Genomic DNA, 22,369 nt, shown 5'->3' on the forward strand with positions numbered 1-22,369 from the left:
TAGTTGTCTACGTTCCCGATAAGCCGCGGCGTGGCGCTTCCGCGTTTCAGGGAAGGGCTGAAAGGTATGTAGAACCGGACTCAGGCAACAGATTTCTGCCATCGTTCGACCGTTTCCGAGAACGTTTCCAGAGAGGAAGGCAGACAGTATCGTCGGATTAACCAACAGACCGGGGATTCCAACTCGATTGTTGGTTAAGACTCCCTGAACGTAGGGTGATCTCGCCCTCACGTAATTCTGTTGACGGCCCCGCATATCCCCCGAGTCTACGATCTGATGTGATCGACGATTGTTCTCAGCGCGGTTACATCGTCGTTATTGTACTGTTTGAGTCGATCCCAGTCTGGTTCTTCGCCGTCGAGGAGATATCGCGTGTACTTGCTCCCGACCACAAACCCGTCGACGGTCGGGTCTTGATATTCAAAGCCGAGTGCGCTCGCTACGACGTCCAATTTATGCCGATTGAAGGGCCCAAAGAGTTCCTGTTGGGCAGTAATCCCGAGGTCGTGTGCTCGCTCCAGATGGTCGATCCCCTCAGTAATGCCGTGTTCGTCGAATCTGCGACTGAGACACTGTTCGTCGAAGTAGTTCCCTCCGTAGTAGATGATCGGCTCGGAGCCATGATCATCAAGGTACTCAGACAGCTCCTGAAGAAGTGCTGACTCGTCGTCCGGCTCGAAGAATTGTCGGTACGCATCGTTCTGGTAGCTGTAGGTGCCGACCAGCCAGATCCGATCCTGCTGAAGATCCGTTTCTATGTCCAAGAGGAGAGGCTCCGTATCGTGAAGGTCGTCGAAGGCGGACTTGTTTAGAATCACGACCTCATCGTTTTCGAAAGCCTGTCGATGAGCAATCCACCGGTCCACGTGTCATGAAGAGGCTCCAGGGAGGGCTTCGAGTTCGGCACGCCGTTCTTCGGTAATTTCATCTGGGTTAGTGATCCCTAACTCACTGAACTGTTCTACTCGGTTTCTCCCGACCTGGACGAGATCAGTCAGGCGACTGCCTAGCAGATGGCGAGTGTCGTAGAACTCGTATTCGATTGACTCGTTCGAGGCGTCGATGGTGATGAGTGCGTATCTTCCTGGGTCGTCTACTCCGTCGTGGGATGCGATGTTGATCACCGTGCCGTACTCGAGGGTTTCAGCTCTACCTCCGAATTGATGGCAATGACCGCAGACGGTAGCTGGGGGCTGGATGTCGTCTATAAAGCTCCTGACGGCCTTCGACCCGATATGTTGTTGCCCGAATCGCTTCCCGATATCGAGAATGCCGAAGGGAGGAGTGTGTGTGACAAGAATCGGAGTTCTGTCTTCACAAGCGGTGCGGTGTTCGGAAAGGTGCCGTTGGACGTCGTCCTCGGTATAGGTGATGAGACCAGGTCCCTGGGTTGATCCTTCCTGGCCGATGAACACGAGATCCTCGTAGATGTATGGTGTCCTGTGGAGGTCGGTGGTAAATTCCGCATCGAACTGCGGGCCGGTTGACGGGGGGAAGTCGTCGTTTCCTCGGACATAGAGCGATTGTTGGTGCTTCGTGAGGCGAGCAAGTTCTGCAAGATGATCTGTGTCAGTATCGGCGTTTTTGAAACGTGAGAGGTCGTCGCCGGCATATAGTAGTAAATCTGGAGTTGGTTCTACAGTTTCGAGAATGGTGTAGAGATCGTCAATAGGTTGAGAGCGCCAGTCAGATACGGCGAGTATGTGGGTCATTTTGTATGAGCGTAGTTAGTGTGGCCTCTTCTATCGTTTGTTTAGGTGTACCGTTTGTCATTAGGAGTTTTTCCGCCCGTTGTCGTTAACCAACAAATCAGGCTCATCGGTCAATCTGTTGGTTAATGGTGAGATTCCTGTGCGACCACGTTGAAGATGCCTCCCTCCGAACTCCTCGGTATGTGTGGCCGGAACTCGCTCTTCATCGACCAAGCAGACCTTGAGGCCCGCTTCGAAGCCGAGGTCGTCGCGGACGGCGGGTACACCCCCCGATACAACATCGCGCCTGGCGACGACCTCCACATCATCACGAACGAGGCTTCCGACGAGATCGACGCCTACCACTGGGGGCTGATTCCGTTCTGGGCGGATGAACCTGAGGAAGGCATCATCAATGCTCGCTCCGAGACTGCTGACGAGAAACGCGTCTTCGAGCGGGCGTGGGAATCACGTCCCTGCCTCGTCCCCTCGTCAGGGTTCTACGAATGGAAATCGCCGAACGGCGGGTCGAAGCAGCCCTACCGGATTTACCGGGAGGACGACCCCGCATTCGCTATGGCCGGGCTCTGGGACGTCTGGGAGGGCGACGACGAGACGATCTCGTGCGTCACGATTCTCACGACGGAGCCGAACGACCTGATGAACTCAATCCACGACCGGATGCCGGTCGTCCTCCCGAAGGACGCTGAGTCCGACTGGCTCGCCGCAGACCCGGACACCCGCAAGGAACTGTGCCAGCCGTACCCGAAGGACGATCTGGACGCCTACGAGATTTCGACGCGGGTCAACAACCCCGGCAACGACGATCACCAGGTCATCGAGCCACTGGACCACGAGCAATCGGGCCTCGGCGAGTTCAGTTCCTGATGGCTGACGGGGTCACCGTTACTGCATCGGCGACGCCGCCGCTGAATCGACGAGCGAGTACTCTCGGTCCCGACTCGTCCCTTCCGCCTCGAGGAGGTTGTACTGCTCCATTTTCGAGAGGTACGTGCGGATAGTCCGCTTCGTCCGCGGATCATCGACGTCCTCGGTATAGCGCTCGTGAATCTCGCTCGGCCCGACTGGGCCGTGCTCGCGAACGATATCGTAGACGACCCGCTGATGGGGGGTAAGTGAATCGAGGCTCTTCTGCTTAATCTGGGCCCGAGCATCCTCGGCGGCGTCCAGGAGGATGTCGTCGGTGATGCGCTCGTGATTCTCGCGATCGGCCTTGCCGGCGGCCGTTCGGAGGATACCGATTGCGAGGCGGGCGTCGCCGGCGGCCGCGTCGGCGACCCGATAGAGCTGGTCGTCGGTGATGATGTCCTCGTCGAGTCCCCACTTCGCCCGCGCACTCAGGATGTCGTACAGTTGCTCGTCGTGGTACTTGTCCATCCGTACGTGCTCGCTGGAGCGTAGCCGACTCACGAGGCGATCATCGACGCGGCCGAACAGCTCCTCTTCCTTGTTCGCGATGCAGATGATCGCGAACTGCGGGAGGCTGTGGAGGTCGTAGATGACGCTGGGGTCCTCCAGTTGGTCGACTTCGTCGAGGATGACGACCGTTCGCGGACCGTCGTGTTGCTGAAGGCGGTCGACGAGTTCGTCGTGCGGCGTCGACTGCCGGTGGATGTCGATGGTCGCGCCGAGGTCGTCGAGGATCTGGTAGAGTGTCCGAAATCGGGTGTAGTTACGCCAGCAGTTGACGTAGGTGGCCTCGACGTCGAGGACCTCTTCGCGGAGCCGTTCGGTGACGAACTTCGAGATGCAGGTCTTGCCAGCGCCGCTGGGTCCGGTGACAATAGCGGTATCGGCGGGTTCACCGTTCGTGATGGGCTCGAGAACGCTAGAGAGGTGGTTGACTTCGGCGTCGCGATGCTCAACTTCCCGAGGAACGAACCCGGCGCGGAGAACGCGAGCATCGCGAATCATCTATATCTGGTAGACTGATTTTCAGGCTAGTAGTAAAAACGTGACCGGGTCGCTTCCGGAAAGCAATTTCAATGGAGAGAGGACTCGATTGTCTACTCGCTGTATAGCGGTTTGTTTGTGGAAACATCCCGTTTCCGGAATTTCCAGAGATACGGACATCAATCTCGTTGCATAAGAGCCTGTATCAGCTTATCAGGATACAGAGCCGTCATCTTCGTTGATGGGGGGCCGGAGATCGCGCCATCGAAAATCTGCGGTTTCTCCAGAGGTGAGAGAGACTCGATAGAGGTGCTCGTCCCGTTCATCACCAGTCACCGCTTCAGCATCGTCAGTCAGTATTGTAACAATGTGACCGTGTACTCCATGATACTGCTCGTGGTCAGGATCTGTCTCGTCTGGAATATCAATCCGGACACGGTCCCCTTTCGAGAAGCGCTGCATTGAGATTCAGTACGGCATCGACCACAATTAGTCCATATGATTCAGCTCAGGGTCTATCGGGGAGCGGATTGGGCGCTCATCAGCGGCATACCTTTATGATCCTCGTGTGTTGGATTTCGATAATATGGTTGCTACTTCGTCTGAGGATATTGAAGACCTAATCGACCGATACCGTGACAAACACGACTGGGAGCGAGACAAAGCTCACGTTCAGAATACTTCTAAGGTAATCCGTCAATTGGTACAGGCCATCGTCGAGACGGGATCTGTCGACGAGTACGCCATGCGCACAGTGTACAACCTGTGCCAGAACGATGACGCTCTCCAACCAGAGAACAAGAAGGAACGAATTGACAATCTCGACATCGATTCCACCGCGAAGTCCGAGATTAAGGAGCGGATTGATGAAGGGACAGGTATCGTTGGGAAAGGAACATACTCGGTGCCAATTGAAGGCCATGAGGAAGAGGCATTTAACCTCCTTTCAACCGCGATCAGGTCCGATAATCGTGATGAGATTGACCCCGCGATAGAAGAATTCGCCAACCTCGAAATTGAAGGGATACAAAACGGAATTATCTCCCCAATCCTCTACTTCCTCCATCCAACAAAATACCCGATCAGTAACCACCGCTCACGAACGGGTATGCAGAAGTTCTTTGGCTATGAGATGTCCGGTCGACTCACTTCTTATCTAACTGAGGTCGAGAAATTCCATGAAGTTCGTGCGGACTATCCGTTCAAAAACGACTTTCGACATCTGGATAGCTTCTTCAATTGGGTTGAGGAACAGGAATCGGTCTTAGGTGAGCAATCTACGAAGCCAGTCGCAGAGATATCTGATGATGCCAATCTCTATTGGGTGAATCAACATAACCCACCAGAAATCGAGGAAGAGTATCTCAGAGCCAAGACTGACGGACTTTGGCATCACAATTTAGATAAGTTATCCATCGGTGACGTGGTCTTCCATAACTTCGATAACGAACTGATAGGCATTTCGACCGTTATCGAGAATGCCGAGACGTACACATCCCGAGATGAAGAATACTATCGGGTTGAGGTTGATCTACGCTCGTTTGGAGAACCAGTACCTGTTGACGACGACTTGAAAAAGAGGCTCGGACAGGATCAATATCGGACTGAAAAGTACTACTCCATCGATAAGAACGGTAACCTCAATGAAGCCTATCTGGCGAACCTATCCCGATCTGCAGCGGAGTTTCTCCTGAGTCAGGTAGACTCAATTGAGGAGTCTGAAACCCCTGTGGAAACTTCAGGATCTCCAAGAAGGATCTGGCAAATCACCCCCGCGAGAGGCGGCGAATATTGGGGTACGTGGATGCAACATGGAATTGCGTCCATCGGATACGGACTCGATCATAAGGTGACGAACGATGTAGCGGACATCGACGATGTCGATGAGCTGTCTGATGGAGAACTCGTCGAAATCGCCGCGGAGGCCGGCGACAACCATGGTCGTGGTATGGCATACCGCTTCCAGTACGAAATCGACGAGGGCGATGTGATAATCGCCAAACAGGGACGTACCTCAGAATCCGATATTATCTATGGGATCGGTATCGTTACGGCTGCCCACCGTGAGAAGAGCTATCCTGAAATCAACCATTCAGACGTCGTCAGCGTTGACTGGAAGGTGACTTTTGGGGAAAGTGGGGTGGATATTGATGTTGGTAGTGATTCCGATTCGATCAAGACGTACACACTAGATACCCTTGATCCAGAGTACTACCGCGACCTCACGTCAGAACTCGCCGACAAAGGAGATGTAGATCGCGACGAACTCCTTGCCCTCGTCTTTGATGAGCTATCTCAGGATGATGAGGGTGAAACGACGGACGAAGGCACGAACCATTACTGGATTTCAGCGAATCCTTCGATTTGGAAAGTCGAAAGCATCGAAGACGGTGATGAGGTTTTCTATACGGCGTATAATCGAAAGGGGAACAAACGTCGAATCTTTGGAGCGTTTGAGGAGGCGTCTCCTGGTGACAAGGTGCTGTTCTATGAGTCCCAGCCCGTCCAAGCCATCGTGGCAGAAGGAACAATTCGGGAAGGGCTCCACAAAGATGAACACGAAGAGTACGATGAACCGGTCGACGGAATCACTATTGAGTACAGCCGAGCTATGGAAACTATATCGTGGGATCAGCTTACCGCAGTCCCGGATCTGGAGGATGCCTCTCCAATCAGAAACCGAGCACAAGGAAGCCTCTTCCCCCTTACCGAAGACGAGTTCGAAACCATCCTCGCACTAGAGGATCCGATTGAAGACGGTGTCTCACAGGACGCCATTAATCAACTCAAAACAAAACTCACTTCTCCGGAGGTCGATGTCTCGATTCCCAACAGTCTCTACTTCGATGATGCTGACCGACTTCGACGCGAGATCGAAGCTTCACTCCGGTCTGGAAAGCACCTCATCTTTACCGGACCACCGGGCACCGGGAAGACAAAACTAGCAAAGGCAATCTGTGAATCCGCTACGACCCACGAGCAAGTCGACGATTACAGGTTCACGACTGCGACCTCTGAATGGACTGCGTTTGATACGATTGGTGGATATGTTCCTTCTACGGGCGACGGTGGACAGGAACTCCTGTTCGAACCCCGGCTTTTCCTCAAGTGTTTCCGGCAAGACCGAGTCGTCAACGAGTGGCTCATCATCGACGAAATCAATCGATCAGACATCGACAAAGCCTTCGGACAGCTCTTTTCCGTTCTGTCTGGCGATTCAACCGAACTCCCATACGAACGCGATCGAACCGTCGAACTTCGCTCACTTTCCAATTCAACAACTGACGAAGAGCTCGCCGAAATTATTGGGAACCCAGACGCCTTCCCGGTTACCCCTTCGTGGCGGCTAATTGCTACAATGAACACGTACGACAAAACCTCGCTGTACGAAATGTCGTACGCATTTATGCGCCGTTTCAACTTCGTCCACGTCGGCGTTCCACCGCTCACCACCGATGACGGGGTCCGAACCTCACTCCTCGATCCAGACGGGACTGACAATTACGCGACTGCGTGGCTCGCCGATGATGAGTCTCTCCGACCAATTCTCGCAGACGTGTACCCTGTCGTAGCAGTTCTGTGGCAACGTATCAATGAACATCGCGTCATCGGTCCCTCTATCGTGTACGATATCATCCGGTATCTCGGCTCATACGATGACGCCGGCGGATCACGGAAAGACGCGCTCACGTCCGCTGTCGTTTCCCTCGTCTACCCGCAATTGGAGGGTATGAGACCAGAACAGCAGAAACAATTGATTCGGTCACTCACCGATCAGAACGTCGCTACCGAAAACGGACCTGTAACACTTGATCTTGACAAGTCGTTACTCCAGCAAAAAGCGGCTGACTTCTTCGGTATCACGTTCGACGATGACGCATAGTCTCGCCGTAGAGGAACTCGTTAACGCCACCAGCGAAGAGCTGGGTACGTACTTGCGAAGCGGCGCGCTGAACACAAACGCACTCACGCGCTCACTCGATTACGAAGGCCTCGATATTGAGGACTGGGAGCGTATCAAACGCATCCATTTCTGTCTCGCTGACGACGTCCACGACTTCATCAGCGCCCTTTCTGACCGCGTTCGACGCATTAAGACCGAACATCAACGTGAAAACATCCATACGCAAGGGGAAGTCCGTGGGTCGATCAACTGGAGCGCTACACTCCGGACCCGCTCCGAATCCGGCTACGCAGATCGTAGCCGCTTCGTCTGCAACACCCCCTATACAGAATACGATATTGCAGAAAACCGCGTCTTGAAACGTCTCCTGTGGCAAATCCACCGCACAGTTACAGACGAACTCCAGAGCGTTGAGTACGATTGGCGGCAGGAATTCTGGACCGATGACCAGCTCGCCAGCTTCGACCGGCTGTACAAACAGAATGTCCACCTGAGCCGCATCAAAGAGGGCCCGGCAATCTCCGTTTCCGGACAGGACATGACCACTGCTCGCCAGTCACGCCTCCCGCTCTACACCGAAGCCTACGACCTCTACGATATGTTCCAACGCCTTCAAGCCGACACGCTCGACGCAGATATCACGGAACTCCTGGCAGACACACTCGTTGTTCCGACAGACACACCAACTCTCTTCGAACTCTTCTGTTGCTTCCGCCTTATCCGAACACTCACCCGATTCACTCCTGGTTTCGTCCTCAAACCAATCGACGGAGAAAGTAACGCACTCGCGCACCTCGAATCAGACGACACTCGCATCGAAATCCACCATGACAGTACCGGTAGTCTCAGTTTCCACGAACCACTCGATACAACACACCGTCCGGTACACGCACAGTATGCACGATATCACGACGCTCTCATCGACTACAGTGACACGCTCGAAGCACTCACAGGTGACCCAAGCGATCCAGTCCTATACAATGGCCGTCCCGACATCATCATCGAAATCTACGACACCACATCCGACGAAAGACTCGACTCCGTACTCCTCGGTGAAATAAAACACTCCGATGCGACACAGACCTTCAAACAAGGTCTCGAAGAGCTTCTCACTTACCGACGTTTCGCCAGTAAGGACAATTACCTCATCGACAAACCGGACATCACACTCACCAGCCTTCTGATCACCAACGGCGTTACTACATCTGGAACCAGCGACGAAGTTATCCACCTCAACGGAACAGACCTCATCGACTCCCCCGCAACGCACTCCAAACATTTGGACTGGATTCACTCACTTTCTGGATTGCCCGCGACTCCAAGCCGGGCATAGTACTCAAGTAAGAAACTAACTTGATGGAACGGACCCCTAACTCGGCCTAGGATGTGTTGCCGTCCAGGTGTCCCGCAAGGGCGATATCCGCCTCAGTAACGGTCTCTGGATCGACTAACTCAATCTCTTCTGTGAGCTTATGATGGATCCTACGAATCGTTCCGTTAGTCCCGTATCGACGCCGTCTACGGTGGATCGTACGCAACTGGCCCTCTGCCCAGTCGCTCATTTCGTGATCATTCAGCAGCTCGAGAATCTCTTCCGCTTCACCATTCACATCTTCGTCGCTGTCTGCAATCTGTCGACATAGCTGTTTGATATCGGTAACGACATCGCTGTCTCCGCTTTGCCGACTCAAAATATCGTTCTGCCATGTACTGGGTGTGCCAAGCTCACCAACGAAGGACTTCAGCTCCTCAAAGTCATCTTCGGGGCATGCGTTCTAGTTTAGTAGCGATCAAAGCCGAACTCACCTCGTTCAACCTGCTCACGTAACCGATCTCTGTGTGGATTTGGATTTCGTGACGCCCACAGCAACAGCTCGTCCAAATCCGGCAGTTCGTAGCCCAGCTCAACCATGAGATACAGTTGGATCAGATGACCGTGGCGTTCCACGGCGAGCGAACAGCGACGCCGAGGGAGCCGCGACGCCGACGAGTCGGCGTCTGCGGCGGCTTCGCCCTCTCGCTGTCTTGCCTCAAGTGACCGCAACTCATCCACGATTACACGACTCATCATCAACGAAATTGCGGCCATGATGATCAGCGCCTCGATGATGTAGCCGTCGGTCGTCTTGATCTCGTCCAAGCCGAACCGCGACTTCAACTCCTTGAACAGCAGTTCGACCTCCCAGCGCGCCCGATAGAGCTGCGCGATATCGGGCGCGCTGTAGCTTTCTCTCGCCAGATTCGTCAGATACAGATGATACTCGTCGGTCTTCTCGTTACGTAGTCCGACCAGTCGAAACGTCCGGGTCGCGCTGGCGCCCGACCCTCGTTTGCGCTCGAACGAGAGCGTGATGCGGACGTCGATCTCCTGTCGCTGCAGGTCGTCGAGGACGGCCTGCAGCGACTCTCCTTCCAGCGGAATGCTGTTGCCTCGCCACGTTCGCAGTTCTTCGACAATCTCGAAGTTCGCGTCGTCTTTGACACGAGAGACGAACCAACCGTCGTTCTTGTCGATGCGGTCGAACAGCCAGAAGTCGTAAAAGCCCAAATCAAGGAGAATGAGGGCGTCAGCTACCCACTCGCCGGTGGGTAGCTGACTCCGTTCATGAGTCGTCCCATCGGTTGTCCGGAATCGTGTCGGGAGCCCAGTCGAGAGAGATTCGGTGAGGTGAAGTTTCAGTTCGGCTTGATGGTCGCCGGTTGCTGTGTAGATATCAGCGGCGTCCTGGTACAGCGAAACGATGGTTGCGTCAGCAATGAGGACGTCTCGAAAGCGTTCGAGACGGCCGTTCAAATCTTCTCGTCCGGTATCGAGATTCTCGATTGCGTCATCGAGAATCTCTCGAAGGAGTGCAACGAATCCTGGTTCGAACCAGTCGTGGAACGATGCGTAGGAGAGTTCGTCACAGTCAGCCATCTCGACGTAGCGTTCGAGAAATGCTTGGAGAGAGCGGTCTGAGCCAGCAGCGAAGCCAAACGAGAGTGTGTAGAACAGCGCAACGATGTCGAATTTCCGCTCTCGTTGGACGAGATTCGTTGCGCGAGCGCGCTCGCGCAACTCATCAGAGGGAAACGCTCTTTGAATCCGGTCAACTATGACCGAATCCGGTGGGCTGTAGGTCATACTTCCCACCGGGTTTCTCAATCAGGTAGTTGCGACGATATCAAATCAACAGACAGCAACTGGATTCTTTGTTAAACTAGAACGGATGGTCCGACCCCTAGTACGTCGGTTGCAAACAGGATGTCAATCTCTTCGCCGGGGGTGACATCGGCTTCTTGGGCTTCTGGAGCGAATCGCTCAACGATCCTCTCATCGTACCCACTGCCCCCGTGAACAAATCCGACAGTAGGGTTACTCGGATCCTGACCAAGCGTAGCAACGTTGGTGTGCGCTGGATTCTCGCCAGTTAGTTGCTCGAAGAGGTGCGTGATCGTGGGTACGTACTGGCTGAATATGAGAACCTTCTCGTCCGATAGCTCTCGATCAATTAACCCACGCAGACGTTCCGCCTTAGCGTCTTTAGTGCGACCGTCTTCTTTAGTCTGGAGTGCGTTCTGTGCTTGCCGTTTTATACGGTCAAGTTCCTGAAGGTCCTCGTCAATATCTGCTACGATCTCGTCTCTTTTCGAGGGGCTGACTCTATTGAGGGCTTCTGCGACCTCCTCAAAGTCAATATCTTTGGCGAAGTCGTCTTCAAATGTATCCCGTATCTGTTCAACGGCGTCACTCCGGTTTTTCGCATCATCCAAGTCACCAGTAGCGATGTGACGTGTGATGCGCTCTCGTTCCATAAGACGTTCAACAGAAGTCTCGAACGCGGCAAGGCTGCTCTCAAGACGTTTGAGGAGATTGATGAGCATCAGAATGCTCGCATTCTGGTACTCAATGATTAGCTCCTCTTCCTCGTCCCCGTCAGCGTCATACCGATCTGCGCTAACGTAGGGAATATTCAATCCAGAGTTCTCGGAGTCATCTGACCCGATGACTGTATCGACGATGTCACTATAGAGTTCGTCGAGACGAGGGTCGTCCGGTGTGATAAGACGCGGATTTCGATCAGGGACGCTAATCGCCCGGTCTCCAATGGTGACCTCCTCGTAATTTTCGAGGATGTACTTCCGGTCCCTCGAAATAATGACCTCCCGCATAATTGACTCAATGAGTTCTTCGAGGTCCGAAAGCCGACTCTGAGTGCCTGCAGATTTGTCCTCCTCGCTGGAGAGGCGGTCGTACTGTTTGAAAATCTCGCTCGGTGACAAACCCTTCAGCTCAATGTCGAAGTCGTCGTCGTCAGCAAACACCTTGATCAGATTGTCCACGTCTCGAACGGAGTTGTGGATCGGCGTCGCAGTGAGCATCACGAACTTCTTGCCCTTTCGACCGATTGACTGGAGTTTGTCGTAGCGCTGTGTTCCAGTATTTCGGAGGTTGTGGGCTTCGTCGACGAGAATCAAATCAACTCCGCGGAGCCGTTGAATCTCCTTTTCAGACAGACGGGAGAGTTTATTGAAACTCATAAAGGTCTTCTCAGCGGTTGTCGGAAATTCGCCGGTGTCCGCATCAAGGAGGTCCCGCATCCACATCCGTTCCAGTCGGTTGGGAGCGATGATGAGAACATCATCTCGGGAGCTTGTGTATTCCTGCACGAGTGGGGCACCGATGTACGACTTCCCCAAACCGACGCTGTCAGCTAATACGACGCCGTTGTATTTTTCGAGCGGGCGACGCGCTGCTCTGAATGCGTCCTGCTGGAACGCTGTGAGTTGTTCTTCGTAATCGCCAGTGATGTCCTGGAGTAGGGTGCCCTCTCGGACGTCTCGGGAAAACTGCTCGACAATAAACCGCTTCGTCGCTTCGTACGGTGAAATCGTTTCCACCTCTGCGACCGATGTACCTCCCTCAGAGGTGTCCGGCAGGTTCTCTCCGAACTGCGACTCCTCTATCTCGGCAGACATCAGGTCCTTGTCGAATTCGCTGGCCTCCTCCCAGATTTCCTCGAACCACTCGCCGAGATACCGGATCGTGTTGTTGTCCTTCTTTTCGACGTTCAGTTCGACATTTCCGCGGAGACCGCTAGCGGAGAGGTTTGAAGAGCCGATAATCGCCCGGCCAAGATCCGGGGAACCCGCCGGATGCTCGAAGAGATAGAGTTTTGGGTGGAAGCGACTGTCATCATACACTCGAACATCCACCTTTTCCTCCTGAATGAGCTCGTAAAGTCGATTAATCCCCTCTTGGGCCTCGGCGCGGTCGTACTCCTCTAGGTCTTCAGCGAATCCGCGTTCAAGTTCGTCAATAGTGCGCTGGTCAGTGTCGGTCCCGATGAGGATCTCAACGCGTTCGGTGCTTCGGAGATTCTCCTTCAGGAGGTCGAAACCACCGAGATAGAAGTAGCCAACGGCGATACGAACTGTCTCGGCTTCAGGCGCGAGAGCGTTCGCTCGCTTGGCGACATCATACTCGCGGTTGTCAAGGACGTCAGAGTAGTCGGACCAGTCCGGATTGCCTCCTTCGTCAGATCCCATTTTCGAGCCTCTCCAGATCAACTCCGTAGAGCTCTGCGACAGCCTCGTCAAGCTCTCGGTCTATCTCTTCGATGGCGTCCATATCGGGGTCGTCTAAAACGTCGGGTCGCTTTTTCTGGATTTGAATCGCATCTTCCACCAACCCGACTATTTTCTCCTTCTCGTCGTCGTCCGGGATTTTGATCGGGAGACGACGCACGTCCCGTGTCGATAGCCCGATTCGATTGAGGAAATTCTTAGCGATATATCCGGAGAAAGTGGAGTTGAGGATGGCCATCATATACTTCAGGTCAGCTTTCTCCTCGTCGATACTGAAGAAGACAAGATTTGTATTCGTAAACACAGATGGCTCAATCATCCGGCACTCCAGATTTCTGACACCACCTCCTTGCTTCGTTGCGATTCCCTGATTCAGGTAGTACTGGTCGTTCCGAGGAACTCCTTGATCCTTGAGCTTATCGACGTTATCGCGCGACCAGTCCACGAACTCGTCAGTCGGACAGAAATAGAGATCACGACTTTTGCTTTCCCTTGTCACCTTCACGAAGGTCCGGTTAGCATCATTAGCAACGCCATGTAACTTCTCTTCCTCAGAGAGCTGACTGGCATCGTGTATAACCTTCTCTTCTTTGACCGTCTTGTAGAGTTTACTCCGGCTATAGGAATCTTCCTCCTCAATTCGTTTGGCCTTTTTTGTCCCCTCTAATACGTGGATAAAGTCCTTATTCGTTCTCATTGAGATACCCTGTCCACCGACAGTCAGCAGGCCGAAGGGGAGAATTTCTCCGGGACTTGTCTCTTGTATCAGGGATTCTACCTCTGGCAGACTTTTTTCAAGGTTTGATGTGTCTGCGATCTCATTTTGCCAGCGGTCGTAGACTGAATTAAACGGCGCGATGAATTCTCCGAATATCTCGGTGTTAAGCTCTGTTGGGGTAAAGAATGAGTTATTTATCGACTTTCTATAGAGTTCCCTATTCAACTGATAGATGGTGTGTTCCCCTAGATTTGATCGCTTGGTCTCATACGATACTTCTCCGATTGAGACAGAGTACGATTCATCGTAGTCAATAGGCGTCAACAATTGCGGATATGACTTAATATCGACATCATAGCTATCGTTGAGTCGTACTTCGTTCGACTTGTTGCCGGACTTACTCAGTGAGAATATTGCTGTCTCCACGGATGCATCAAAGGCATCCGGGTTCACCCGAGTCAGTTCGTCCAACTCGTCAAGTAGAGTGGATCGAACGTCAGTTTTGTTTATTTGGGTGAAGAAGGTATCCGACATTATGTATGTGAATACTCCATCGCTATTGGCGAGCTCGTATCCACGGTGGACGAAAAATTGGAAAAGATCTGTTTTAGAGTAGTACCTGAACCCTTCTTTTTCCGAGTAGAAATCTCCAAGTTCGCCCTTGTATTCTGCTCCTTCCTGACCCTCGTACGGTGGGTTTCCAATGACGATATCAAAGCCACCGTCCAGAATCACCTCCGGGATATTCGTAGTCCACGTAAAGGTAGAGTCCGCTGCTTCTGCCGCTTCAGTCATCCAGCCTCCCTTCTCTTTCACAGCTAACTGAGTTTCCAGTTCCGTTGTGAGCTTTTCCAACTGATCGCTAAGGCGGTCCTTATTCTTGCCGTGTGCAGTCTGGAACTCCTTCCGCGTCTTGTGAATTTCGTTTAGCGTACTATTGAGTCCGCCAGTTAGCGTCTCTTGGTAGGAACTAACGTCCACACGTGTCGGGTCGTATTCGCCGACGAGGCTATTCCCGACAAAGAACTTGAATCCAAGGTTTGGCAGGGCGAACTTCTGGTTGGCCTCAAGGAACTCCTCGTGACTCACATGCTTGAGATCCTGCATCAGGTGGAGCCAAACTCGAAATTTACACATTTCGATGCCGGCAGCATCAATGTCGACACCGTAGAGAGTGTCTGCAATAAATTCCTTCTTGAGTTGGAATCGACTTCGGTCGTCGCCACGGCTGGAGTCCAGCGCCTCTGATACCGCGACAAGCTCCTCCAGCATAGCGATAATGAACGCACCGCTACCTACCGCTGGGTCTAATACGGTCGCGGAACGGAGTGCCTCGTCGATGGCCTCAATCTGGCTGTCAGAGAGGGACTCAGGTGTAGTGTGATCGGTTACTAGCGATACCGCCTCCTCGTTTGTGATGTCCGTCTGCCCCAGCAAGTGCTGCTTAAGAGCATTTTTTGTCATATAGGAGGTAATCGGCTTCGGTGTGTAGAATGCACCCAGATCAGCGCGGTCGTCCTTCTGCATAAACATCTCAAAGATGCGCCCGATGAACTCTGGGTCAACAACGAGTTCCTGCTCGCTTGGGTTCGACTCGCGCAGGGAGATCTTGTATCGTCGGAGGAGCCCCTCTGGGTTACCGGAGCTGTTCTTTTCTGGGCTGAGGAGTTTATCGAAGAATACCTCGTCGATTTCGACATTCTTCTCTATGTCCTTGCGCTCAAAGAGTCCGCCGTTGAGGAAGGGTATTCGACCGAGTGTGTCGGACTCAGTCGTCCCTTCCTCTGAGAGTGCTTCGAAGAACAACGGCTCGAAGAAATCTTCGTAGACGTGCATATCAGGATCTTCGGCCACCTCTTCGTACTTGTTCTCGACGTAGTCCACATCCCCGTCAAGCCACTTCTTCTCCTCAATAAACAGCAAGAATAGGACTCGATTGACGACCGTTCGCGTGTATGCATTGAGGTTCTCCTCCGGATCCTTTAAGCCGTGAATCGCATCCTGAAGATCCTCGCGGAATATCTCCCCGAAATCCTGGTAGAAGCTCCGCGTGATCTCCCGAATGGAGAAGACTTCCTCAACATCGCCTTCGAGACTCGCTCGACCCTGTCCAGAGTCCACGGAGAGGTCGTCAAGATAGTCGAGATACGCAGGTTCGACGCCGAATCGTTTGACCGTGAAGTAGTTGAGATCGAAGGTCACCTCAACGTCTTCTGAAGAGAACTGCTCCTCAATATGAAGGAACGTAATATCATCGTTCAGGGGGCTGGTCAGTGGTCCCTCGTCAGATTTTCTATATGCAATGACAGTGAATAGTTCGTTGATGGGGCTCCCGTGTCGTTTCAAGTGTCGCTTCAGATCGCTAAACGCGGGGCTATCCCCAGATGCTTCGAGTTCGATGTATCGAATGATGCCGTCACCATTCTCATCAACTAAGTGTGCTTCGTACCAATCGTTCCCTCCTTGGTTGCGCTTTATCCCACTAGGGATCTCGACCATCCGTGTTCGGTTAAGCGGAGAAACCGACAGACGGCGCTCTAGTGACGAAGCTATCGTTGTAGACCGCGTGGGGAGAGAATGTGCTAAACCAACTCTCCCCGGATCTCATACGACGACGGTTGACTTCCCTGTTTCCCACCGAGCTAATCGAAGACATCGCGCGCGAGCGCGATGTCGTCCAGCGTGACCGGAAAATCGACATCACGATGCTCGTCTGGACGCTCATCATGGGCTTCGCCGTCGACGGCGAAGCCCGAACTATCGCCGGCTTTCAACGGGCGTACTCCGCAGCAACCAACCAGACCGTTGCCCGCTCAAGCTTCTACGATCGGTTCACGCCGGCCCTCGCAGCACTGTTGAACGACCTCCTCGAGCACGCTCTCGAGGAGGTCGCGGTTCCTCACACGATCGCGCCACAGTTCGAGCTGTTTCGAGACGTACTGATCGCCGATGCAACCGTGTTCAGGTTGCATCGGCTCCTCGATTCGTTTCCAGCCACTCACTCGGGTCAATCCGGCGCGAAACTCCACCTCGTGCAGAACGCGACCAAGCAGACGATCGAGCAGTTCCAGCTCACCGATGAACGCACCCACGAGAGCAGCCAACTCCGCACCGGGAGTTGGCTACGAGGCCGGCTGTTACTGTTCGATCTGGGCTTCTACAGTTTCCGCCGCTTCGCGTTGATCGAGGAGAACGGCGGGTTCTTCCTGAGTCGGCTGAAGTCGAACGCGAATCCGTTGATCGTTGGAGAGCGACGGAAATGGCGCGGGCGCGCCATTTCCTTGCCAGAGCGTCGTCTTCGGGACGTTCTGGAAGATCTCAGTCGGGAGATCATCGACGTAACGGTAGAGATCGAGTTCAAACGGCGGGCATACGCTGGGAAGGAATCAACGGATTCGATGGAGTTTCGCGTCGTCGGTGTCCGCAACGAGGACACCGACGACTACCACCTGTACGTGACGAATCTGCCCGATGAGTTCACTCCAAGGCAGGTCGGGGCGCTGTACGGGTTGCGGTGGGAAGTGGAGTTGGTGTTCCGGGAACTGAAGTCGCTGTATGGGCTGGAGAAATTCCAGACGAGTGATCCAGCGATCGTGGAGCTGTTAGTGGTGGCGGCTCTGCTGACGCTGACGGTCAGCAGAGCCTTGCTCGGGGTGTTTCAGGAGCTGTTCCCAGAGACAGTGTTTCCGCGAGAACGCTGGGCGAAGACCTTCCGGTCTCTCGCCCAGCTCATGCTCGAAGATCTGGCCCAGTCGTTCGGCCATCCACCGCCGAACCTGTCGGAACTGCTGTTTCGTGACGCCCGCCAACCAGAGAAATCGCGGCTCTTACTCAACGAACGAGTAGCTGAGGCCTTCAGGAGGCGATCCAGTGCTTAACCGAACACCAATGCCAGATCCACACAAACGGCAGCACTAATGGGCCAAGACCGATTCCCGTCATTGTGAGACTCGTTGCAAGTCCTTGATAAGAATCAAACCATTGAGGCGTGAGTGAAACTGTAATAGTAAACGCGGTCCCCCCTGTGATGCCAAGAAGTGAAAATACTACAACAACACCAGGGTATGAGTTGACAATTTGAAGCAGTACGATAGCAGCTATGAGGCCGACACCGACTATCACGAGGACCGGTCGAAGAGAGAACCTGGCGGCGAACACGCCAAATAGCCCACCAACCATGAGAAAGACTGCAGTTGTGATCGAAAAAATCGATGACACTTGTAACTGAGTAAGGTTGAAGATTGTTGCAAGGCGATCTGCATAGACGGTGAAGGTAAATATAGTCCCCCAGATCATCGTGAGGACGCAAATACCAAGTCCGACAATTAGCCACCCTTGCGTGGAATCAAGTGCTTCTTGGTGAGCTGTTGGTTCTTTGGTTCCTGTCATAATCTCAGTACCTCACAAAGCATCCTCGCCTAGCTGTCTCTGAAGCCTGAGTTCTGTGGCGGAGCGGTTGGACTGGCGGTTTCGACGAGAGAATCATGGACGGATCGGCGGAGAGCCGTCGCTGTCGGCGGCGGCTGCCGCCGACGCGACAGCGTCGCCACTCCCACCGTTGGCTAGCCCGGACGGGAGTTACCGGTGGAACCGGTCGTCCGGTGGCCGGTTCGCGGGGACGGCCCGACGCGTCGCGAGGGCCGTCCACGCTGCCCGTCGGATCATGTTGATGAACTCCTTGAATGGCCACTGCCAGAGGCGACGCCCGCCTCGGCGGGGCGTCGCCACGTACTCCCAGTGCAGATACCGCCACACGTTCTGTAACAGCAAGCTCACCACGACGTACAGCAGCCGTACAACCGGATTTTGTGTCGAGGTCGTCGCAATCGTTTGCTCGGAGAGTCGGTAGCTCGCCTCGATACCGAAGCGTTTCGCGTAGTGGTATCGAGCGTCTCGTGGTGAGTCGATGAAGGGCGCGTCAGCGGCGTAGCCGTGACGCGCCACGCCATGTTCGTCGTACCGTCCGTTCTGGTAGGTACAGTCGATGTAGACGGGAAACTCGACGGTCCAGCTGTGACCGTCGAGTTTCGCTGTCAGACTGTGCTGAATCACGCGACTCCACCCTTCCGAGAGTTCTCGCTTGATCGCCCGTCCCCAGCGGACGATCGGCATGACGTAGGCGTGGTTGTGCGCCTGAAGCAGCGTCAAACACTTGCTGTCGTAGAATTCGCGGTCAAGATAGACGGCCTTGACACCGAGGTCAAGGCCGTCGAGAATACCGAGGAACTCTGCGAGGACACTGCTGGCGGTGTCGCCGTCTTCGAGACGGCGCACCGCCAGCGTGTAGCGTTTGTTCTTCACGCGTGCGTACAGTGTCGCGTACGCGTGAAACGCGGTGGTTCCACGCTTCGCTTGTGAGTGATACAGGCCGTCTGTATCGTCTTCGTCGCCGTAGTAGGGCCGCAGGTGGAGGTCTGCGCAGACCTCCACCTGCTGGGGAAGGACGTCGAGAACGTCTTTCTGGAGGAGCGTGTTCCCGATTTGTTCGAGCGTCTCGAGGTCGAACTTGGTGCGGAGATGGTAGAGAACCGAGTTTTCGTGAGGTGCATCTTCGCTTCTCTTGCAGAGTGTAGAGACCGAGGTCCCGTCGGCGCAGGCGCCGACGAGGACCTCGTAGATGTCTTCAGCATCGAGTTCAGCGTTTTCAGCGAGTGAGAGAGCAACTTCCTCGTCAAGAGAGTTGACGAGGAAGTTAAGGAGCTGGTCCTCGTGGATTTCATCGTCTGTTTGCTGGTTGTTGGACACATCTTCAGCAAGCAGACCTTCTAACTAAACGGCTTTGTGAGGTACTGAATCTATCTCTCCCACCGTCGTATTGAGTAGTTAGTCTACAGGATATAGTCATCCTTTGAAGTAGCTGTACACTCGCGAGGTTTTAATAAGCAAGGTTGTACTGTTCGGTTCTCATATGGTGTTGCAAACGGTCTCGAATAGCCTACTCGTACGCTAATCGGAGTTCGATTTCGTTTGACCCCGTTGTGACAAGTTCAATGAGCTGCTGACGGTATTCATCGTTTTCGATGCGTGCATGGGGCGCTGCGATGGCGATTGCGCCTCGAATATCGTCGTTGACCACGATAGGTGCAGCGACTGCAGAAACTCCCTGTGCGGTCTCATTGTGGTTGACGGCGTACCCTTGTTCACGAATCTCGGCAAGCTCCTTCTGTAGCTCATCTCTCGATGTGATTGACTCTGGAGTCTGCTGCGGGAGACCATGGGTCTCGACGACATTCGCGATGTGTTCGTCCGACGAGAACGCAAGCATCACTTTTCCGGACGCTAGACAATTCATGAACTCGTGTTTACCCAATCTTTCATGTGTCTCGATCGAATTTTCTCCTAACTCCTGTGCTAAGTAGACTACTTTTCCACTCTGTTCGACCGTCAACCAAACTGCAGCACCACTTTCTTCAGCCAATTGCTTGAGAGTGTCTCTCGACTTCGAGCATATCGAAAATGTATCACGTGCGGCAATACCGTGATCCAGAAATCGGAGTGAGAGACTGTACTGCCGTCCTTCGTTCACAAAGTAGCCGATGTGGGTGAGTGTCGTCAGGTAGTCGTGCAGTGTACTCTCAGCCATGTCGACATGTTCGGAAATGTCGGTAAACGTCGCAGATTCTAGGTCTTGGACTATCTGGACTAACTCAAACACTCGAACTGCTGTTTTGATGGGCCGCTTCGGTGAGTCAGCGTTTGTCATAGTATACCTAATGATGATTTCACGTATAATACTTGTTCAACTGTCTGGCGTCTGTCGTAGAGCACAGCGTATCTTATTTGAGATAGTTCGTAGTTCAATTTGTAGAGTTACGACACTATGTTTGTAATTATATGTCTCCCGAATATATGCAATTTCGAATATACCGAAATGCGGATTCAGCATACTGTAGAGGATTCTAGCGGACTCAGCGATTACTTTGAGTTGACTCTCGTCGTTGGGTATCAGGATCGGCTCGGATATTTCAAAATCAGCTGAGGTAGTCTTACCCAACTCAAACTCTACAACCAAAATAGAGCCGCAAAATGAGGTAACTTCTAACTTCGGGTGGATAACCGGTTTTCTCGGGTCAGATCCGGACGTAGACGTCGCCGTCGACGGCCTCGGCGTCAAACGTACCGATACACTTCCCTGAAACCTCATGCTCACCGGACTCGATATCCAGTTCCCAGAGATGCCACGGACAACTCACGCTGAGCTCCTCTTCGTTGACCCCACCGCGGGACTTCGTCCACGTATGTTCCGCGTTAATCTTCTCCTCACCCGCCTTGTACAGCGGCGCGTTTTGGTGTGGACAGCGGTTCGACAGGGCGTAAAATTCGCCCTTGACGTTGAAGATCGCGATTTCGATTCCGTTAGCGTTCACCGCAATCCCGCGGCCACGGGGGATATCTTCGACCGATGCGACCTTGGTGTAGTCGTCTTTGATCTGTGAATCTGCGCTCATGGCTGGTTAGATACCGAGTATATCTTCGGCGTTCTTGTGTAAGACCGCGTCGCGAAGGTCCTCGTCGAACGCGCGGGACGTGTAGAACCACGTCGGCGGGTCGAGCGTCTGGTGCGGCCAGTCGCTCGAGTAGATGAACGTGTCCTCCGCCATACTCAGCTCGAGTAGATTCCTTGCTTGTCCGGACCCTCGCGGAAGTGCGAGCGGTTGGGTCGTCACGTAGATGTTGTCGCGGAGGTATTCGCTCGGACGTCGGTCAAGGTACTCCTCGCCGTCTTCGTGCTTCCGGGGGGTGATTCTGATGTCGTCGGGGTGCATCTCGTAGAATTCGTCCATTCGGTAGCGCAGGAACGGGAGCCACCAGTGGCCACCCTCCTGAAAGACGACGTTGAGGTCAGGATACCGGTCGAACACGCCTCGCATAATCATGTTCACGATGTTTACCATCGTGTGGACGGGCCAATCGAACCCGAGTACCTCGGTCCACGTCAGCATCTCGTCACCGACGTAGGAGTGCTGTGGCCAGTACGCGAGCGACCCGTGCAGGAGGAGTGGAAGGTCGTGTTCGACGAGTGCTTCGAACACCGGCTCGAACTGTTCGCTTCCCCACGGCGTCTTGGGGTCGAACCACGAGTACGCGGCGACGATATTGTCCTCCGATGCGACGCGCTCGATTTCTTCAACCGCGTATTCGGTGTCCCACTTCGGGACGAGCATTGAGGTGTAGACTCCCTCGTCCGCGAAGTTGTCGAGCATGTAATCATTGCCCGCCTGCACGATTCCGTTCTTCAGGACGGGATGGTGCTGAAGCGGGAGATTGTTGATCCCGGCGTTGACGATGGGATCGTCGATGGCGAATTTCTCGCAGGCCTCGTGAACGTCTTCAGCATACTCCGCGCGTCCCTGCGTGAACAGTCCTTCATTGCCCTCTTTGATACCGTAGGCGGCGTCCCACTTGCCCATAATCGGTGTCGGACCGAACTCAGTCGTCAGCTTGTCTCTGACGACGTCGTCTTCCACGTACGACAACAACTCGTCCTCCAGTGGATTGACATGGAAGTCGAGATCGATGACTCGATCGTCGAACGCTTGATCGGGTACCTCTGCTTGAGCATCTATTCGGCTA

At 53.8% G+C, this 22,369-nt stretch carries 16 protein-coding genes; 4 read left to right on the forward strand and 12 right to left on the reverse strand.

Going from position 1 to position 22,369, the window contains the following annotated elements; translation table 11 throughout:
* Nucleotides 1-266: 266 nt before the first annotated feature.
* Together HVO_RS02190 and HVO_RS02195 are read right to left on the reverse strand one after the other, a co-directional pair.
* On the reverse strand, nucleotides 267-866 hold the full coding sequence (locus HVO_RS02190; protein ID WP_236995450.1) for a ribonuclease H-like domain-containing protein: 600 nt from the start codon (nucleotides 864-866) through the stop codon (nucleotides 267-269).
* A 3-nt stretch (nucleotides 867-869) separates the two neighbouring features.
* Nucleotides 870-1,712 (reverse strand): metallophosphoesterase family protein, encoded by an 843-nt coding sequence (locus HVO_RS02195; protein WP_004043365.1) that lies wholly within the window; start codon nucleotides 1,710-1,712, stop codon nucleotides 870-872.
* Nucleotides 1,713-1,892: 180 nt separating this feature from the next.
* Here HVO_RS02195 and HVO_RS02200 point away from each other — a divergent pair, with 180 nt between their 5' ends.
* Entirely contained in the window at nucleotides 1,893-2,579 is a 687-nt protein-coding gene (locus HVO_RS02200) for an SOS response-associated peptidase (RefSeq protein WP_004043364.1), read from the forward strand.
* Between the two features lie 18 nt (nucleotides 2,580-2,597).
* Here the strand turns inward: HVO_RS02200 and HVO_RS02205 are convergent, their stop codons facing one another.
* Both HVO_RS02205 and HVO_RS21175 read right to left on the reverse strand, forming a co-directional pair.
* Nucleotides 2,598-3,626: a Cdc6/Cdc18 family protein gene (locus tag HVO_RS02205; RefSeq protein WP_004043363.1), complete on the reverse strand. Its 1,029-nt coding sequence runs from the start codon at nucleotides 3,624-3,626 to the stop codon at nucleotides 2,598-2,600.
* Nucleotides 3,627-3,818: 192 nt separating this feature from the next.
* A complete protein-coding gene (locus HVO_RS21175; RefSeq protein WP_013035023.1) occupies nucleotides 3,819-4,067 on the reverse strand; it encodes a hypothetical protein in 249 nt (82 codons plus the stop codon).
* Between the two features lie 124 nt (nucleotides 4,068-4,191).
* Here HVO_RS21175 and HVO_RS02210 point away from each other — a divergent pair, with 124 nt between their 5' ends.
* Nucleotides 4,192-7,488: an AAA family ATPase gene (locus HVO_RS02210; protein ID WP_004043362.1), complete on the forward strand. Its 3,297-nt coding sequence runs from the start codon at nucleotides 4,192-4,194 to the stop codon at nucleotides 7,486-7,488.
* Entirely contained in the window at nucleotides 7,478-8,842 is a 1,365-nt protein-coding gene (locus HVO_RS02215) for a hypothetical protein (RefSeq protein WP_004043361.1), read from the forward strand. Before HVO_RS02210 ends, HVO_RS02215 begins: the two co-directional genes overlap by 11 nt.
* A 447-nt stretch (nucleotides 8,843-9,289) precedes the next feature.
* Here HVO_RS02215 and HVO_RS02220 read toward each other — a convergent pair whose 3' ends face one another.
* The 3 genes from HVO_RS02220 to HVO_RS02230 form a co-directional block, all read right to left on the reverse strand.
* Complete coding sequence (locus tag HVO_RS02220) at nucleotides 9,290-10,642, reverse strand: IS4 family transposase (RefSeq protein WP_013035080.1); 1,353 nt, start codon at nucleotides 10,640-10,642, stop codon at nucleotides 9,290-9,292.
* A gap of 62 nt (nucleotides 10,643-10,704) precedes the next feature.
* Nucleotides 10,705-13,038, reverse strand: coding sequence for a phospholipase D-like domain-containing protein (locus HVO_RS02225; protein WP_004043360.1), 2,334 nt, complete (start codon nucleotides 13,036-13,038; stop codon nucleotides 10,705-10,707).
* The gene (locus HVO_RS02230) at nucleotides 13,028-16,294 is read right to left on the reverse strand and encodes an Eco57I restriction-modification methylase domain-containing protein (RefSeq protein WP_004043359.1); all 3,267 of its coding nucleotides are present in this window, start codon (nucleotides 16,292-16,294) and stop codon (nucleotides 13,028-13,030) included. The genes HVO_RS02225 and HVO_RS02230 overlap by 11 nt, the downstream gene beginning before the upstream one ends.
* Before the next feature lie 80 nt (nucleotides 16,295-16,374).
* Here HVO_RS02230 and HVO_RS02235 point away from each other — a divergent pair, with 80 nt between their 5' ends.
* On the forward strand, nucleotides 16,375-17,673 hold the full coding sequence (locus HVO_RS02235; protein WP_013035120.1) for an IS4-like element ISHvo12 family transposase: 1,299 nt from the start codon (nucleotides 16,375-16,377) through the stop codon (nucleotides 17,671-17,673).
* Here HVO_RS02235 and HVO_RS19770 read toward each other — a convergent pair.
* From HVO_RS19770 to HVO_RS02255, 5 genes are all read right to left on the reverse strand, one after another.
* Complete coding sequence (locus tag HVO_RS19770; protein WP_081442866.1) at nucleotides 17,651-18,184, reverse strand: MFS transporter; 534 nt, start codon at nucleotides 18,182-18,184, stop codon at nucleotides 17,651-17,653. The genes HVO_RS02235 and HVO_RS19770 overlap by 23 nt on opposite strands.
* Nucleotides 18,185-18,373: 189 nt before the next feature.
* Entirely contained in the window at nucleotides 18,374-19,540 is a 1,167-nt protein-coding gene (locus HVO_RS02240; protein WP_013035082.1) for an ISH3 family transposase, read from the reverse strand.
* 190 nt (nucleotides 19,541-19,730) lie between these two features.
* Nucleotides 19,731-20,498 carry an IclR family transcriptional regulator gene (locus HVO_RS02245; protein ID WP_013035208.1) on the reverse strand — a complete coding sequence of 256 codons (768 nt, stop codon included), beginning with the start codon at nucleotides 20,496-20,498 and terminating at the stop codon, nucleotides 19,731-19,733.
* Between the two features lie 367 nt (nucleotides 20,499-20,865).
* On the reverse strand, nucleotides 20,866-21,243 hold the full coding sequence (locus tag HVO_RS02250) for a Rieske (2Fe-2S) protein (RefSeq protein WP_004043357.1): 378 nt from the start codon (nucleotides 21,241-21,243) through the stop codon (nucleotides 20,866-20,868).
* 6 nt (nucleotides 21,244-21,249) lie between these two features.
* Nucleotides 21,250-22,263, reverse strand: a complete 1,014-nt coding sequence (locus tag HVO_RS02255) for an amidohydrolase family protein (protein ID WP_004043356.1) — start codon at nucleotides 22,261-22,263, stop codon at nucleotides 21,250-21,252.
* Nucleotides 22,264-22,369: the final 106 nt, after the last annotated feature.

It is taken from the genome of Haloferax volcanii DS2 (assembly GCF_000025685.1).
Taxonomy (GTDB): Archaea; Halobacteriota; Halobacteria; order Halobacteriales; family Haloferacaceae; genus Haloferax; species Haloferax volcanii.